Consider the following 15,712-nt stretch of genomic DNA (forward strand, 5'->3'; position numbering starts at 1 on the left):
GACACGAACATGCCCCCACCCGTCATGGGCGGAGGTACCGTCGTGTCCGGCCGACCGCCCTCAACCGCCATACCGCACACGGACACCGCGCGCTCCTACTAGGCCCACGGTGCTCCCCACGGCGGACCGCACACCGCCACCCATACAAGCCCGCGGCAAGCTGACCTGTTCGGCGCCGGCGGCCATGGCTGTGGAGCCGGCGGTCACGCTGCTGCGCTGCGCCCCGACGTTCCATGAGCGCGGATGCCCGCCCCCGTGCGAAGCGCTGGACAGGGCAGCCCGCATCCTGCACACGGACATGGTGGTGGTCCGCAACACGCGGGAGGAATGCCTGTCGGCGAGCAGCGGCGGGGGCAGGTGGGGTTCGTCGGGGAGTCGCGCACGGCTGGCCCCGAGGGCCTGTGCATCGGCTTCGAGCAGCGCGTGGCCGTGGCCCTGCCTGGCTGTCGGTGCCCGCAGGAGGCGACACCGTGAGCAAGGCCGACCAGGGCGCCGAGCTGCGTCTGCTGCGGGCCCGCGGCGGCGCCCCACGCCGCCGCCAGCAGCGGCCGGACCGCTTCGCGCGGATCACGGAAGCGGAAACCCCGGGGAGCACGGTCCGGTACATCGAGACGGGCGTCCGGGAGAAGGCCTGCGGCCTCCAGGGCGCGGACACCTGCACCCACCCCAAGGCTCGCCCGGTCATCAAGGGCACCCGCCCGCTACTGATCTGCACCCGCCGCCGCACCTACCCACGCTTGGAGGTCAGCAGCGAGGTGGTGATCAGCAAGCTGGTCAGCCAGCCGGGTACCCGGCCGAACCACTTCCTGGCCCGGGCGTTGCGTTGGGGCCGGTAGGCGGCTGTCCTGGGGTGGTCATTCGACCGCTTCCTGCTGGCGCTCGAACTCCCTGCGCTCGTCGACCATCCGAGCCTGCAATTCTTCCATTGCCTCAGGGAGGTCCTTGGTGGCCGCGACCCACTCCGGGTGCGGACGCGGCAGGCGCTTGCGGTCCAGGCGGGCCTCAAGGACCTCGTGCACGTCCAGGAGGGCGATGTGCTGCGCATATAACGCAGCCTCAGGCCCCGCGACGCGGGGGGAAACGGTGGCATTCATGTACATGACGATGGAGGTGCTGAGGCGTTCCCGGACCTGACGGTGACGGAAGCTGAAGATCTCCACGTAACAGTCCTCGGTGAACCGTAATTGGTGGTTGTAGCCTCTGACCGACCGGTCACCCAAGTGCACGGAACGCAGGATCGCCCGGAGCTTGGCGGCTGCTTGCTGCTCTGCGGCTGCCTCTCGCCCCCACCGTGAGTCCCGCACCACGAAGTAGTTGCCCACCAGGGCTATGACCGCGCCGAGAGGGCCGCCGACTAGGCCGCCAATGATCGCTTCGGACATGCCCTGAGTCTGGCAGGCGCCGGTGATCGGAAGGGCGGGTTCCGTCCAGCGGCTACCCTGAACTGCACGCCGACTGGTTCAGGGCCGAGCGAGGCGCGGGAGACGAGCACACACCCCGTGGCACGCCCCCGGCACGGCAGCGGCGGCATCCCCGCGGGCGCCGCCGCAACCCGCGATCAGCCGGCGGCCGCGTTCACCTGACGGGCCATGCGGGCCCGCTCCTGCATCGCCAGACCCAACGCGATCAGCCTGCTCCCGGCAGCCTCCGCCATGTCCGGCGTCAGGAACGAATCCAAGGCGTCGTCGGTGCTGACGACCAGGTGCGTCTCCCGCAACCGCGGATCCTCGCTGCAGGGGTCGGCGTGCAGGCGGACGTCGAGCTCGTGCACCTTCACGCCCGGCAGGAGGAACGAGCCCACCGACCAGAGCGCCGGCGCGCCGTAATGGTCCACGTCCTCCAGGGCGCGCTGGCCATCGGACACATGATCCACCACACACCACGACCGGCACGGAATCTCGACCAGCTGCTCACGACCCGGCCAGCCGATCCGAGCCGGAACGCGACGCTCGCCGAAGGAGGGAACGGGCTCGGCGGACGGTGACACAGGCACTACGCCACGCTCAGCCGCTACAGTCATTGATGAACCTCTCTCTGCTAGGAGCGGGTTTCTTGATCAGCGAGGTGATGACTCGCTGGTTGTCGGCGGCCGGGTGGGTGATGACCACCCGGCCGTCCGCGTTTCCAGGACAGTACAGACATCCGCCACCCGGTGTACCTGGGGACGTCAATTCACGTCCCGCCTCGCTGTCACGCCCGGGTGACACGGAATCAGCGCCCGCATGAGCGCGTGCGATAACCCGGTGCGACACGTGCTCGGCCCCACCAGGCGACCCCATCGTGAACCACCTCCCTCCCCGAGGACCCGGCATGATCCAACGGCCGCTGGAAAATGACCGGAAGCGACCGCTCGCCTCCATGCCGACGCTACGGCACCCGCGGAACCAGCCATCGAAAACCGGCACGGTCACCTGCGAGAAGACTCGACTCCAGCCGACTAAACCCGAAAAGACTCGAAGAGACCGCACGAGACTGGACCAGACCCGACCAGACCAGCTGACCGAAACTCGACGGCCAACCAGACGCTACGGCCAGCCCGCCCGGCGGCTGCCGGAACCAGACGCCTACCGACAAGCCGCCGACCTGGGCAGCGTCCGACTTGCCCGAGACGGTAGGATCTGGCGCGCTCCCTCCGCTCGCGCGGCCAAACACTGGCCAGAGGTCAAAGCGGCTGGAAGGCGGCGGGGGTGGCGCACCACGCCGGCGCCTCACAGGCGCCAGCGCAGCCCGAGGCCGATCAGTGCGCTGTCACCGACGTGGCGAACGGCGCCGACAACTTCGGTAGAGCCACCCCGAACGCCTGCGCGATCAGATACCGCGCCATCGTGTCGCGCTCCAACTCAGACCGGCCGGTCGGCATCGCCAGAACCACCTCACCGCCCCTCAACTCCACCACCGCACCGAAGAACGACCGATCGGTGATCGAAGACTCCGTCAGCTCCACGCGCGCCACAGCCAGCAACTCCGGCAACGGAGCACCCAAGACGAAGCCGGGGGAGAGGGACGGACAGGCCGGCGAGGGAAGGGGCGAGCACACTTCCACGTTGAGGTGTGGTGCCGCCGGAGAGGAAGCCGCAAGCGGCGGCTCGGCGCCAAGGTTGCAGCCGGGCTTTAAGCCCGACTGCGAGTTCAGCGTAGACTCCATGATGAAGTCCCTTCTTGACGGGATGGACTCAGTGATCAGCGAGCTGGAACTCGCTGGTTAACGGCGGCCGGGTGTTGACGCACCCGGCCGTCCGCGTTCCGAGGAACCTACCGGAGCGACAGGTATCAGACACAGCGCTTGCGAACGGTTCAAGCTCTGCCATAAGTGCAAAACTAAGTCGCCAAATCAGTTGCCAACTAAGTTGTGAACTATGCGCTGACCTTGTGTTTTGCATAGTAAACAGATCGGTGACCTGCGCGGTTCGTCGACGGGAAGATAGCGGGCGGCGCGGCGACTTTGTGAAGTCCCAATGTGCGAAAGTGTAGATATCGGTCATGTGGGAATGGCTTGATTGTGACGGTGCGGGATTTTCGCCGCACCCCGTCGGTGCCCATCTTCGCGAGGGCTGGCTCATCTTCGCGACCAGCGCCTCGGCCGCGCTACCCCCGGAGCGGGCGTGGAAGAAGCGGGCCCCCACGCCCCGCGCCCACCCACTACCTCATCCGACCGACCCTCGCCCGCTTATGGCCGAGCTCTTTCGAGCGGTGTCTCGACGACTCCCTTCCATCGACAAGCCAAACACCTTCCAGCAAGATCAGAGGACGTAGCGCTGTCACAAAGCAGAAGTAACAAAAACGGAGCACGGCCCTCCGCTTCAGAGTCGCAACCACAGTCCCGAGGCCGAGAATCCGACCCGCTCCTCGAAGGTACGCCCACCCCGTAATCCAGCCATCGAAAACCGGCACCGCCATCCCGCATCCAGCGACATCAACCGACATCGAACGGCACCGAGCGACATCGAAAAGCCCCCTGACGGGACAAAACGGCAGCAGCGCAGACGGCTGAAATTGGACAGTCAGGAGGCGACGGGGTGGCTGGCAGCGGCATCAGGACTCCTTCAAGGGGTGCGACAAGCCAAACAGACGAGTGCAAGATCAGTTCACACAGAAGTGACACAAAGGCTGCCCTTAAGGGCCGTAACTAGCTGTCGGCGCCGGCGCATCCGAGCCGCCGGGTTCCGTGTCCGGGCCTTTGTCGCAACCCGATGGGGCAAGAACATAGGCGGGCGACGGCATCCAGCCCAGATGATGAGGCGCTGACCAGCCGTGTACGAATGTCAACCGGGCCGTCAGAGCCCACGCGTCGGCAGATGCGCGCGAAACCCCGGTACCACGCGGAGGTGCGAGTCCGCGACCTCATCCCCACCAGCGGAAAGGCGCTGGCGACAACCCACGGCAACGCCTCCACGCAGTCTGCACCACCGACCCCGAAGGGCGGATCCCGATCGGGAAGCTGGCCGGAAAACGTCACGACGCCTTCCTGGGGCCGCGGTCCTTCTGCGGAACGAGGCCTGCAGAAGCTGGGTTGTGGCGAGACTAGTTGGAGCCGAGGAGGGGATTGGGATGCCGCCACAGGAGGCCGAGCGCGCAAGGCAGGTCCGGCTCCACGTCGAAGACCTGATGCTGCTCATGAACGCCAGCAAGATCAAGAAGGATCGGTTCGAGAAGGGTGGTTACCCCATCCCGCTCCGCAACTTCGACAAGGCTGAGTCCTTCTTCCTCGACTCCGGCACCCATGATGACGTCGAAGACAACGAGTACTTCAGCGACGTCACCCTCGACGATTTGGGACGCCGCATCAACTGCACCGTCGTCGCCCCAGCCCCCGAAGGCAAGATTGCGGTCCACCGCTACATCACAGTCCGTCGACCGCTCATGCCCGTCTCCACCATCACTCGCCACATCGTCGCCTCCCAGCGGCTCTACCTCGACCGGCGAACCGGCATCGGACGGACCTCCGTCCAATACTTCGGAACCAACAGCGCAGGCAACTGGAAGAGCTGGATCGATCTTGCCTCCAGCCAACCCCTCCACGAGGTCCACCCAGCCGAGTGTGGAGCCCTCCGAGTGACCCTCGGTGTCCAATTCGGTCGCGACTACCTTTGGTACGCCTACCTGAAGCTCCCCGGCGCCGAGGCCGGTGTCATGATCCCCACCACCCCGGAAGGGGCCCGCGCGCTCTTTCGCCTCCGCGACACCGAAGAAGGACGCAGTCGCCGCACCGCCCTGACCCACTGGGTAGGCGAACACCAGCGCCGCATCCGGAAGGACACGATCGATGAAACCCGCACCTGGGTCAGGGAACATGTCCGCGGCACCGCCAAGTTCACCTGGCGAGGTTTAGAAGGAGCGATCTATCCCGCCCCCTACGACCTCCGTCGTATCTCCAACGCTTAGCCAGCACAGCGAGGCCCCGCCCATCACGGGCGGGGTGCCTGCCCTGTTCGGTGTCAGCCCGACAAGACGCCGTCGAGGTACTCCTGCACGGGCTCGAATAGCCCGTAGGGCACGTACTCCGCGATCTCGGCGCGGGCGATCCAGGCGATGGCGTCGAGCTCTTCGGCGTCGGCGACGCGCGCCTCGCCATCGAGGACGCGGACCGCGGTGTACGACACGAGCCGGCCGGTCTTGGGGTGGACGCGTTCCCCCAGCAGTTTGATCGGCTCGACCACCAGCCCGGTCTCCTCCAGCGTCTCGCGCACAGCCGTCTGCTCGGCGGACTCGCCGTCCTCAACCTTGCCGGCCGGGAGCTGCCAGACGAGGTCGCCCTCGGGGACGCGGCGCCGGATCAGGAGCAGCCGGCCGGCCTGGACGACCACCGCTGCCGCGACCGGCGGCTCGGTCACCGGTACTGCCAGGAACTGCCGGTGCCCCGGTACTCGGAGACGGGGATCGGCTCGACGCCGTCCCGCATCCGCGCGCGGTACAGCAGCCCGTGCAGGTGGTCGACCTCGTGAGCGACGAGCCGGGCAAGGCCACGCTCGAAGATGGTGATCCGCTCCGTGCCATCGATGTCGCAGTGCTCGACGGAGATCGCAAGCGGGCGAGGCACCTTGCCCCGCACATCGAAAAAGCTTAGACAGCCCTCGTACTGTTCGTCCTGCTCGGGGGACTCCTCGACGATCCGAGGATTGAACAGCGTGATCGAGTCTCCCTCGGGCGTGCGGACGATCGCCGCGGCTCGGTCGATACCGATCTGCGGCGCGGCCATCCCCATGCCCTTACCGAACACGTGCACCGTTGCGGCGCGCTCGCACGCAGAAATCAGCTCGGCGATGACGCGGCGGGCATCCTCGGCTTCGGCTGGCAGATCGAACGTCCTCGCTGCCTTGGTGAGGATCGGATCGCCCTCCTGGACGACGCCGACGGCGCGCATCCTTTCGCTAGCGGTCGCTTCGGTCGCGGTCTCCACCTGTTGGGACTCCTCAAGATCGGGGCGCTGTCGGAATTTCCACTCGAGCCTGTACCTGGCGTGCAGCGGCGGGTCGACCGTCGACCACGCGTAGATCCGTCGGCCGTCCTGCTCGGTGCGCCGGATCGGGGTGCGTAGGGGGAGGGCTTCGGCGGTCATGGTGGTCTCGGTGCCCCACACCGTCGGGTCGATCTCGGCGGGGAAATCCAGGCGGACGCTCATCCGCTGCGTGGGCAGCCGGACCGCGCGCTGGAACCAGGATCCCCATTTTTGATCGCTGACCGTGTAGGTGTACTCCAGCCAGGATGATTCGCCAGGATAGAGCGGAGACTGGTCGAACAGGAGCCAAAGCTCCTTGAATGCGTCCCGATCATGCTTAACCCGCCACGTCAGCGGTTCCCCGTCCAGCGAGGCGCTGAGGCCGATCTCCTCCCACGTCAGCGGGTTGTCCCGGTAGTGCTGATTCGACCGCTCCGGATCGCCCGGGTAGCGGTCGACGGAGATCCGGATCAGATAGCGGGTCACCGGGTCAGGAGAGTCGTTGTAGAGCCGGCGCCGCTGCGTGGCCCGGTACACGTGCCCGTCATAGTGGAGCGTCGTGTCCTCATGCTCGACGATCAGGTTCGTCGTGTGCGTGTCCTCGCCGCTCGGCGCGGGGTGCGGAGCCACGGGCTGGCCGTGCTTGGCAATGTCGCGAAATGCGCGGCGGATCGCGCCCCCGGCTTGCAGCGCGTCGTCGGCCGCGACTGCGAACTCCTCGGACGGCGGTAGCTGGCCGCCCTCGACTTTCGACACATAGGACGGCGTGTACCCAACCTCGCGGGCCAGCTTCGACTGGCTCTTGCCGCGCACGTCGCGCCAGTGCTTCAGCTCGGCGATGAACGCCTCGGCTGCCGCCTGCATCGCTCCCCCTGTGCCTATGAGTGATGTGTGAGTGATCGACTCTCAGGCTGCCATCACACCCCGTCATCGCGATCTCCTCCTAGCGGCGGGCGAAACAACTCGCGCGCCTACTTGAAGGAGCCGATCGTGACGATCAGCTTTGGGCGCTACTCGGCGCTGAGCACTGACTTGTCCGGCCGTCTTGGCAGCTCGTCGGTGTCATGGGTGAGCCAACGGAGGAACGCGCAGATGTGCGCGTTCATGTCAGACCCCACGGACGCCACTGCAACCTGGGCGCGCGCGTACAGCTCGGGGTCGGGCCGGTACGTGCGGGCCGAGTTCTTGTGGATTCCGTGCGGCATGGAGAAATCTTCGCACGGTGGATTGCCACCGTCCAGGCACCACGCTACTTTGGTGGAGTGCCACCTGGAAGGCGCCTTCCACCGCCTTCCGTGTGCAAAAAAACGACCCCACCTCGGGCTTCCACACACCGAGGCAGGGTCTAACCGATCAGGTCTGTAGAGGAGACCCTGATGGCTGCTGCTCATTCTATGGGTGTGGCTAGCGGTACTTCCGCGCCCCCCAGTGCCCCGTTCGCCGACCGCCTGCTGTCGGCGCCGATCGATCGGCTGCTTGCTGAGAGCAACGCCGAGCTGATCGACAGCTCGATCACGGACCCCGGCTTCTTCGGGGCCGTCATCCAGCACAAGACGGGCGAGATCATCCTGACGCTGCCGACCGGCCGGTCCGAGCTGGAGCACGACACGATGGCCCGCTACCTGCTCGCCCAGGTATTCGACGTCGACCTGCCCAAGCTCCCCGCCCCGTTCGTCACGACCGACGTGGGGAGGGCCTGATGGCCACGTCGACCCCCAGCCCCACCCCCGCCGTCTACTCTCCGGTGGCTGAGGCGGAGCGTGTGGCCCGTTTGGAGTCGGCGCGCCGGCTGCTCGCTACCCCGTGCTACTGGTTGACGGTGCAGTCGTTGGATGCCGATTCGGCGTCTGCGGCGCGCCAGCTGGATGCCGTGTCTGTGCTGCTGGTGCGTGAGGGCTGGGTGCAGTGGGAGCCGCGTTCCGAGTCGGGCTTCTGCCTGATGGGTGCGCTGGAGTGTGTCACTGCTCCGGGCGCCTCGTTCATCAGTACGGCGTACCGGGTTCTGTCGCTGATGGTTCATGTCCGTACCGGCATGCAGGGGTCGGGGATCGCTGCCTGGAATGACGCCGCTGGCCGCGCGGTTGGCGAGGTGCTGGAGCTGATCGAGGACGCTGCCGAGTTGGCCCGCGGCTGGAAGGCGGTGGCGTCATGACTGCGATGATCGTGCGCTCTGTGGCGACGCAGCCGGGTTTGTCGCCCGCGGATCGTGCTGCGCATGACGCGTCGACGCTGGTCCGCCGTGAGGTTCTGGCGTCGTTCCCGGCTGGTGGCCCGCTCGGCTCCTGGCCGGCGGAGGACTTCGCCAAGGCTCGTCGTGCGGATGGTGTGCCGGCGGAGGTCGTCTACGACTATCCGTCGGACGCGTTCCTCGTGATCGTCCGGTCGGTGTCGTCGTGAGTGCGGGGCCGCGGTTCAGGCATCCGTTGCAGGCGGGTATTGCGATCGGCCGTTCGATGGCTCAGGTTGATCCGGCCCGGGGGGCTGCCCCGTTCATGCGGTTCCGGTTCGAGTCGCCGGCTGGTGAGTGGGCGATGGACGGCCATGTTTCTGAGGCTGGCGCCGTGTTGATTGCGGCTTTGTTGGAGGCGGAGGAGGACCGGCAGGCGAATCGTCCGCCGCGCCTGGCCGTTTTCCGACCGCTCCGTCCGGTCCGCTAGCCCCGCCCCCTCAATTGCCGTGGGTGGCGGTGTCTACGGCTCCTCTCCACCCGCCGCCCACGGCTTCCACTTCTTGATCCCTGATCTGCCCGGGAGGGCTTCATGACGTACATCCCGACCGCCCCTGACCTGAAGTTCGAGGTGGCCCAGACGATCCGAGCCTGTCGCAGGAGGATTGCGGCTGAGGCAGAGAAGGGGCGCGGTTTCTACGGCAGTACGGACCGCGACGAGGCTGGCGACTTCGTCACGGCCGGCAAGTCGCAGGTCTCCGTCCATGCGTTCATCCGGGCGAGCGAGGAGCGGAAGTCCGGAGGCTCCATCTGGGAGCGGGAGCTTCGAGTGAGGGTCGGTGCGGTCGCTAAGTGTCACGGCCACGGCTGTGTCAGCCCCGACTTTCACGACCAGCACGACGGCCACTTTCTGCTGGGTGACGACGCCGACGTCACCGCCGAAGCCGCCGTCCCGCTCGTTCAGGCTGCCCGTGAGTGGGCGCAGGCGCATGCGGAGAAGTGCCGCGCCCAGCCGTACACCGGCCGCTGAGCCGCCCCTTGTTCGCCGTGGCGGTGGGGTTTCGTTCCCCCGCGGCCCCCGCCGTCACGGCTCTAGCCCCGGTATCCCGCCGCGAGGGCGTCGGATCGGATCCGGCCCGGGGCGCGCACTTCGCACGATCATCCCTGTTTCTCTGACGGAAGGAAGCGTTATGTCGCAGGCGGAGCGTGACTGGCTGGACTCGGCACACCGGAAGTACATGGCGACTCAGCCGGCCCCGGAGCACTGTGGCGAGCCCGCTGCGCCGATCGGTGGGGGTCGGTACGAGTGCCTGAAGGACGATGCCGTGTTCGGCGTCGACTACACGACTGGTGACGTGGGCTGGAAGACGCGCTGATGGCTTCGGCGATCGTTGCTGCTGCTGCCGCCCTGGCGGGTGTGCTGGTGACGCAGGTGACGGGCCTGCTGCAGGGGCGGCGGGAGCGGGCGGAGTGGTGGCGTGAGCGTTTGCTGGATGCGCTGTCGGATCTGCTCGCGGCTGGGGTGGATCACCGGCGTCACCAGTATCTGAAGATCGCCGCCCGTCGTGAGGGGTTGCCGGACACGCGGGAGACGCGTGAGGCCCGCTATGAGGCGCGGTCGTCGGTGACGCGGGCGATGGCGGCCGTGCAGATCGCCACCCGCGACCGCGAGGTCCTGGACCTGGCCCACCGGCTCGTCGATGCGTCCTTCGCGCTCGGCGATGCCGCGGACAGCGACGTCGACGCGGTCGGTGATGCGGCACGGGACGCCCACAACGAGCTCCTGGCCACGGCGGCGCATCTGGCGCACCGGCTGCGCTGAACAGCACTACGCACCATCCAACTCCACCGAGAGGAGCCCGTGATGGGCAATTCCAGCAACGAGATCACCGACGCGGCCGTAGACGCGGTGGTCCAGTCCGGCAACACCGGTGACGTGACCGTCGACCAGCACACCACGACCGTGCAGGTGAACAACGGCGACGGCACGACCTACATCAACGGCGACATGAACGGCCCGCTCGGCCACACCTTCAACCGCTGACCGGCTGCCCGATCCGCTCCTCCCGACAACGGAAGGAAGCCCTATGGGCCTGTTCAAGAAGTCGCCTGAGGAGAAGTCCGCGATCGCCGAGATGAAGGCGGCCGATGCGGCACTGCACGCGAACCAGCGGCGCGAGGAGAAGGCGGGGATCCGCCACGAGACGCCGGAGTACGAGCGACTCAACAAGATCGCCAACGAGAAGGCGAAGGAGGTCAGCTTCTGGCGCGGCGGCACCAAGCGCTGACCGGTTGCCTGTGGTCCCGGACTTCGTGCCGGGGCCGCGGGGAGCCGGGACAGTCCCGGACCGTGTTCGAGAGGACCACCAAGGTGTCTGACCGTATGAGGGCCCAGGCCGCGAAGAACCGGGCGGCGGCGAAGGAACTGCGTAGCCGCGGCAAGGACGAGATCGCGAAGCGCTACGAGGACCGGGCCGACGAGCTGGAGTCGGGACGGGTCACCGACGTCACGGACGTGGTGTCCAGCCTGATTCGGGCGGCCTTCCGAGGCCGCTGAGGGGCCGGGACAGCCCCGGAGGAAGGAGGAGGGATGTCGAAGGCGAGGGCCGCGAATCCGCCTCCGGGTGAGTGCCGGCAGTGCTGGCAGCACGCGGAGGATCCCGACGCGCACAGGCACCTCGGGTTTTTCGAGGACTGCCTGGAGTGCATCGCCTGCGCGGCTACCAACCACGGCAACGGCACCAAGATCGTGCCGAAGAAGCCGTCCATCTGGATCTGACCTTGAGGGGGCTGTGATGCGCCCGTATCTGATCACTGCGAAGCCGGGTCGGTTGCTCCGGTCGGCTGCGTGGCTGCGGGTGTGGGCGCTGCGGTCTCTGGCCCTGGCCGTCATGGCCGGGCTCGGCGCGGTCGTGTTCGCCGTCCGCTGTCTGCGCCCGGTCGTCAACTACGCGGCGACGCGGGCGGCGTGGCTGGAGCTGTGGGCGGCGTCCGTGACGGGGATCGGCCCGGTCGGTGCCGCGCTCGGTTCGGGCCTGACTGACGAGTTTGTCCGCGAATTCCACAAGGCGCGCACCGGCGCGCCGGTCTAGGAGGAGCTGTGAGGATGCCCCACCCCGTCGAACTGATCGGCGGCGCCACAACTGCCGTGATCACTGGGAGCACCGTTGTCGAACTGGCCGATCACGACGTCGGGGTGCTGTCCACGCTGACGGTCGCCTTCGCCATGCTCTCGGCGGGCGTGACGCTGACCGAGCGGGTTGCGCAGGCGGTGACCACCGAGGTGTACCGGTGCTCGGTGCAGACCTGCTCCGTGGAGATCCGCGCGACCCGCAACCACGCGCCGGAGCGGCTCGCGGTGCTGCGGGAGATGGCGACGGACCACAGCCGGCACGGAACGGCGGTCCTCTGATGCCGGTCACGTTCCGCAGGAGTTTCCGGATCTTCCCCGGGGTCCAGCTCAACATCAACCGTCGGTCGTGGTCGATCACGCTCGGCGGCCGTCACGGGCCCCGCCACACGATCTCCTCCACCGGCCGCCGCACCACCTCCATGGATCTTCCTGGGCCGTTCGGCTACCGCCACAACCACCGTCGCCGCTGACTAGGAAAGGAACCGCCCGTCATGACCGCCAGTCCGCCCCTGATGAACGGCCAACGGAGGCCGGCCATGCCCGTGCTCGGGGACTGGCGGCCCGCCACAGATACACCCGTACCTGAGCCCGTCGAGGAACAGCGCGACCCTGAGCCCGCCGTCGAGACGCCGGACGAGAGTGCCGCCGCGAAGGCGTGGGCTGAGGCGGAGGAGCGGCGTCTGGCCGCCGAGGCGCAGAAGGAAGCCGCGCTCAGGCGGGCAGCCGCCGAGGCCGAAGCGATCCGCGCCAAGGCTGCCGAGGAGACGCGCCGGATGCGTCTGGCCAACGACCGCGCCGAGCGCAAGGCCCGCGAGGAGCAGGCCGCGTCCGAAGCCCGGATCGCCGAGAGCCTCAAGCGCAAGGCGGACGCCGACCGCGCCCGTGAGGAAGCCGACCGCCAGGCCGCGGAACAGCGGCAGTCCGCAACCGAGCAGGCGGAGGCGGTCGAGAAGGCCGGCAAGCGGTGGCGCCGGGTCGCCAAAGGCTTCTATGTGCTGTGCGCGGCCGTGGCCTTGCCGGTGCAGATGAACGCCTTCTACCGGCCGGGCGCCGAGTATCTGGTCGTCGCCCCGTTCTTCATTGAGCTGATCGCCCTGGTGGCCCTCGTCGGTGCTGCTGCCGCGGTCACCGCCGGGCGCCCGCACTGGCACTACCGGCTCGTCGCCTGGGCCGGCGCGTTGACCGCCGCCACGATCAACATCGTGCACGGGCTTGCCGCCTACGACCCGGCGACGGCGTTCGGCACCGCCCTCGCCTCCGTTGCCGGGCCAGGGATGTGGGATCTGCACGAGCATGGCCGCCTCCGCAAGCGCGACGGGAAGGTGTCGTGGCGTCAGCGCCGGAGGCAACGGAAGGCGGCCGCGAGGGAGGAGGCCCGCAGGGCGGCCGAGAAGAAGGCGGCGGACAAGGCCGCGGCAGCCGCAGCGGAACAGTTGGCCGCGGCGCGCGCCGCGGAGTTCCCGAAGGTGTGGGAGCACGCGTGCCGGCTCGCCGCCGCGCTCGGTGAGACGGCCGTGACCGAGGCCGTGTGGCGGCGCGCGCACCTTGACATCGAGGGCACCGATCCGGGCGAGTCCGCCGAGGTGATCCGGGCTCGCAACGTGGCCGCCGCGCGCGTCGAATCAGCCCGCACCGGCACCCCCGTCAACGCTCGGAGCAGGGCCAAGTCGCCGCAGGTCGATCAACAAGTGCCCCCTCGTTCGCGGCGCGGCCACGCGGGGGGGCCGAAGGTGCGCGGAGTGCGACGTCCGAACGACACTCCGAAGTTCTCTCAGGCCGCCCGCCGACAGGCTTCCATCACCGCCCGCAACGCGCTCGGGAAGGACCAGTGATGACGACCGAGATGGACCGCGGTCTGCCTGCGGACTGGGACCTGGACAAGATCGTGCCGGGTGAGGTCGTCACCCCCGACGAGGGCGAGGACGAGGACATCGCGCCGGGCGTCGTCGAGGTGTACGAGCCGGGCGAGCCGGTGCTGCACAAGGTCGGCACGGCGGCGATGGTCGTCGCCGCGACGACCGGCCGCGCGGTCGGGCTGACCGCGCGCGGCGGGGGAGTGCTCGGCCGCTGGTTCGCCCACGGCCTGAAGGCCGTCTCCTACCTGGGCTGGCGGTACGTGCGCGCCCACGATCTCCAGGAGGTGATGGGCGGCATGCAGCGCACCGCCGACTGGAACAAGGTCACGATGGTGCGGCATGCCCGCTGGCGGTTCCTCGGCTGGACCGGCGGCATCACCGGCGCGCTGAACCTGTCCGGCTGGATCGCCCTGATCACCGCCGGTGACATGGACCCGGTCGGCCTGTCCATGGCGATCCCGCCGACCGGCACCGGACTGATCGCCGGAACGGCGATCACCGTCTACGGCCGGTACCGGCTCAACCGGCCCGACATCGCCCCCGAGGCGTACATCGCCGACCAGGACGACCCGAACTCGGACGAGCCGTTCCCGCTGGCCATGTGCCAGTCCCCGGGCCAAGTCGAAGACTGCGTCTCCCGGGCGCTGGCCTGGGAAGGCATTGGTACCCGGACGGTACGAGTGCTCGGCTTCCGCGGCTGGGGCTGGGAGATCGATGTCTCCCTCAAGGGCGCCGCACCCGAGCAGGTCAACGCCGTGATGAGCAAACTCGACTCGCATTTCGGCATCGGCAAGGGCGGCACCCTCAGCGAGCCCGACCCCAACGACAATTCCCACCTCACGCTGCGCCTTGTGCAGTCCGACCCCTTTGTCGACATGCCGCGCCCAACGGTGCACGCCCCCAACAGCCTGTCCGTGCGGGACGCCGTTGTGTACGGACGCTGCATGGACGGCTCCCACTTCGAGGCCCGGCTGCGCGGAATGTTCATGCTCATCATCGGCTCGTCAGGGTCGGCGAAGACTAAGGGTGCCCTGCGCTGCCTCGCCGAGGCCGTCACCGCCTGCCGGGACGCCATCGCCATCGAGATGGACCCGGTCAAGGATGGCATCCGAGAATTCTCCGAGGTCATGGCGCTGCCGCCCATCAGGGGTCGCGAGGAGTGCACGGAGAAGCTCCGGTGGCTGCGCGACATCGCCTCGGCCCGCAACCAGGTCAAGTCTGCCAAGGAGATGGGCGACCTGTGGGAACCCACCGCCGAGAACCCTGCGATCTATGGGTTCATCGACGAGTTCATCTTCCTGTCCCCGGAGGCCAAGGAAATCGCGATCGAGATCCTTCGCATCGGCCGGGAGACGGGCGTCTACCTCATCTTCGCCGCACAGGAGGCGACGCAGGACTCGCTCGGCGATGCCATCGCCAGCGCTGTTACGTACCGGGTGATGCTGGCCGCGCGCAGTGAGGACATCCAGCTCGTGCTCGGCAAGGGAGCCAGCGCGATGGGCTACCGTCCCGACCGGCTGCGCCCGGCCGTGGATGACGAGCGGGTCTACGACGCAGGCAAGTTCTACATCGCCGGACCCGGCTTCGACCGGCCCGTGCTGTGGCGGTGGAACCGATTCGAACGGGACCAGATCCGGCAGGCGGTCAAGGCCCGCCAAGAAGCCGGCCGCCCTTGGTTCGATCACGACAGTCTCGCCGCCGCCGACCTGCTCCACGTCATCCGCCAGGAGGGCGCGGCGGGCGAGGCCTCACTGGCGGACCGCCTCGATGCCCTCGACGAGCAAGGAGGAGTAGAGGATGCGGCCGTGGTGGCGGTCCTGCTTCGGGCTTTCGGGGATAAGCAGTTTCTGCCGACGACGGAGGTGTTGCTGCCCGCGCTGGCCGAGGCCGGTATCGAGTCGGATGCGACGTCCCTCGCCCAACTGTTGAGGAAGCATGCCCCGTCGGTGAAGGCCAGCCGTGAGGAGTGGGACGGACGGCCGCAGGTCCGTGGCTGGTCCCGCGGAGCTGTCGAGCAGGCTGCCGCAGGGCTGCTGGACCCGTCTTTGGCCCGTCTACGGGCCGCCTAACCCCCGTCTTTGACCCGTCTACAGCCCGTCTAGCCACTCAAGGAAAGTCGC

At 68.1% G+C, this 15,712-nt stretch carries 23 protein-coding genes; 17 read left to right on the forward strand and 6 right to left on the reverse strand.

Annotated features, from left to right (window positions below; genetic code table 11):
* The first annotated feature begins 470 nt into the window (after positions 1-470).
* Positions 471-836 carry a hypothetical protein gene (locus QK440_RS00460; protein WP_282790876.1) on the forward strand — a complete coding sequence of 122 codons (366 nt, stop codon included), beginning with the start codon at positions 471-473 and terminating at the stop codon, positions 834-836.
* Between the two features lie 18 nt (positions 837-854).
* Here the strand turns inward: QK440_RS00460 and QK440_RS00465 are convergent, their stop codons facing one another.
* From QK440_RS00465 to QK440_RS00475, 3 genes are all read right to left on the reverse strand, one after another.
* Complete coding sequence (locus QK440_RS00465; protein WP_282790877.1) at positions 855-1,382, reverse strand: hypothetical protein; 528 nt, start codon at positions 1,380-1,382, stop codon at positions 855-857.
* Positions 1,383-1,558: 176 nt separating this feature from the next.
* Positions 1,559-1,864, reverse strand: coding sequence for a hypothetical protein (locus tag QK440_RS00470; protein ID WP_282790878.1), 306 nt, complete (start codon positions 1,862-1,864; stop codon positions 1,559-1,561).
* Positions 1,865-2,737: 873 nt separating this feature from the next.
* On the reverse strand, positions 2,738-3,145 hold the full coding sequence (locus QK440_RS00475; protein ID WP_282790879.1) for a hypothetical protein: 408 nt from the start codon (positions 3,143-3,145) through the stop codon (positions 2,738-2,740).
* 1,403 nt (positions 3,146-4,548) lie between these two features.
* On the opposite strand from QK440_RS00475, the gene QK440_RS00480 reads away from it, so the two are divergent.
* Positions 4,549-5,382: a hypothetical protein gene (locus tag QK440_RS00480; RefSeq protein WP_282790880.1), complete on the forward strand. Its 834-nt coding sequence runs from the start codon at positions 4,549-4,551 to the stop codon at positions 5,380-5,382.
* A gap of 53 nt (positions 5,383-5,435) precedes the next feature.
* Here QK440_RS00480 and QK440_RS00485 read toward each other — a convergent pair whose 3' ends face one another.
* The 3 genes from QK440_RS00485 to QK440_RS00495 form a co-directional block, all read right to left on the reverse strand.
* Positions 5,436-5,831, reverse strand: a complete 396-nt coding sequence (locus QK440_RS00485) for an NUDIX hydrolase (RefSeq protein WP_282790881.1) — start codon at positions 5,829-5,831, stop codon at positions 5,436-5,438.
* Positions 5,828-7,300, reverse strand: coding sequence for a peptide deformylase (locus QK440_RS00490; protein ID WP_282790882.1), 1,473 nt, complete (start codon positions 7,298-7,300; stop codon positions 5,828-5,830). The genes QK440_RS00485 and QK440_RS00490 overlap by 4 nt, the downstream gene beginning before the upstream one ends.
* 146 nt (positions 7,301-7,446) lie before the next feature.
* A complete protein-coding gene (locus QK440_RS00495; protein WP_282790883.1) occupies positions 7,447-7,641 on the reverse strand; it encodes a hypothetical protein in 195 nt (64 codons plus the stop codon).
* 195 nt (positions 7,642-7,836) lie between these two features.
* On the opposite strand from QK440_RS00495, the gene QK440_RS00500 reads away from it, so the two are divergent.
* The 15 genes from QK440_RS00500 (at position 7,837) to QK440_RS00570 (ending at position 15,661) form a co-directional block, all read left to right on the forward strand.
* A complete protein-coding gene (locus QK440_RS00500; RefSeq protein WP_282790884.1) occupies positions 7,837-8,136 on the forward strand; it encodes a hypothetical protein in 300 nt (99 codons plus the stop codon).
* Positions 8,136-8,588, forward strand: a complete 453-nt coding sequence (locus QK440_RS00505; protein ID WP_282790885.1) for a hypothetical protein — start codon at positions 8,136-8,138, stop codon at positions 8,586-8,588. Before QK440_RS00500 ends, QK440_RS00505 begins: the two co-directional genes overlap by 1 nt.
* Positions 8,585-8,833 (forward strand): hypothetical protein, encoded by a 249-nt coding sequence (locus QK440_RS00510; RefSeq protein ID WP_282791019.1) that lies wholly within the window; start codon positions 8,585-8,587, stop codon positions 8,831-8,833. Before QK440_RS00505 ends, QK440_RS00510 begins: the two co-directional genes overlap by 4 nt.
* Before the next feature lie 362 nt (positions 8,834-9,195).
* On the forward strand, positions 9,196-9,633 hold the full coding sequence (locus QK440_RS00515; protein ID WP_282790886.1) for a hypothetical protein: 438 nt from the start codon (positions 9,196-9,198) through the stop codon (positions 9,631-9,633).
* 160 nt (positions 9,634-9,793) lie between these two features.
* Positions 9,794-9,979 carry a hypothetical protein gene (locus QK440_RS00520; protein WP_282790887.1) on the forward strand — a complete coding sequence of 62 codons (186 nt, stop codon included), beginning with the start codon at positions 9,794-9,796 and terminating at the stop codon, positions 9,977-9,979.
* On the forward strand, positions 9,979-10,425 hold the full coding sequence (locus tag QK440_RS00525) for a hypothetical protein (RefSeq protein WP_282790888.1): 447 nt from the start codon (positions 9,979-9,981) through the stop codon (positions 10,423-10,425). Before QK440_RS00520 ends, QK440_RS00525 begins: the two co-directional genes overlap by 1 nt.
* Positions 10,426-10,467: 42 nt before the next feature.
* Entirely contained in the window at positions 10,468-10,647 is a 180-nt protein-coding gene (locus tag QK440_RS00530) for a hypothetical protein (protein WP_282790889.1), read from the forward strand.
* A 43-nt stretch (positions 10,648-10,690) separates the two neighbouring features.
* On the forward strand, positions 10,691-10,891 hold the full coding sequence (locus QK440_RS00535; RefSeq protein ID WP_282790890.1) for a hypothetical protein: 201 nt from the start codon (positions 10,691-10,693) through the stop codon (positions 10,889-10,891).
* A 95-nt stretch (positions 10,892-10,986) separates the two neighbouring features.
* Positions 10,987-11,160: a hypothetical protein gene (locus tag QK440_RS00540; protein WP_282790891.1), complete on the forward strand. Its 174-nt coding sequence runs from the start codon at positions 10,987-10,989 to the stop codon at positions 11,158-11,160.
* A 33-nt stretch (positions 11,161-11,193) separates the two neighbouring features.
* Positions 11,194-11,382, forward strand: a complete 189-nt coding sequence (locus QK440_RS00545) for a pRL2-8 (protein WP_282790892.1) — start codon at positions 11,194-11,196, stop codon at positions 11,380-11,382.
* Between the two features lie 16 nt (positions 11,383-11,398).
* Complete coding sequence (locus QK440_RS00550) at positions 11,399-11,695, forward strand: hypothetical protein (RefSeq protein ID WP_282790893.1); 297 nt, start codon at positions 11,399-11,401, stop codon at positions 11,693-11,695.
* Between the two features lie 14 nt (positions 11,696-11,709).
* Positions 11,710-12,015, forward strand: a complete 306-nt coding sequence (locus QK440_RS00555; protein WP_282790894.1) for a hypothetical protein — start codon at positions 11,710-11,712, stop codon at positions 12,013-12,015.
* Positions 12,015-12,206 carry a DUF4236 domain-containing protein gene (locus QK440_RS00560; RefSeq protein WP_282790895.1) on the forward strand — a complete coding sequence of 64 codons (192 nt, stop codon included), beginning with the start codon at positions 12,015-12,017 and terminating at the stop codon, positions 12,204-12,206. Before QK440_RS00555 ends, QK440_RS00560 begins: the two co-directional genes overlap by 1 nt.
* Before the next feature lie 21 nt (positions 12,207-12,227).
* A complete protein-coding gene (locus tag QK440_RS00565) occupies positions 12,228-13,568 on the forward strand; it encodes a hypothetical protein (RefSeq protein WP_282790896.1) in 1,341 nt (446 codons plus the stop codon).
* Positions 13,568-15,661, forward strand: a complete 2,094-nt coding sequence (locus QK440_RS00570) for a hypothetical protein (RefSeq protein ID WP_282790897.1) — start codon at positions 13,568-13,570, stop codon at positions 15,659-15,661. Before QK440_RS00565 ends, QK440_RS00570 begins: the two co-directional genes overlap by 1 nt.
* The last annotated feature ends 51 nt before the right edge of the window (positions 15,662-15,712 follow it).

It is taken from the genome of Streptomyces sp. CC224B (assembly GCF_030010595.1).
Classification (GTDB): Bacteria; Actinomycetota; Actinomycetes; order Streptomycetales; family Streptomycetaceae; genus Streptomyces; species Streptomyces longispororuber.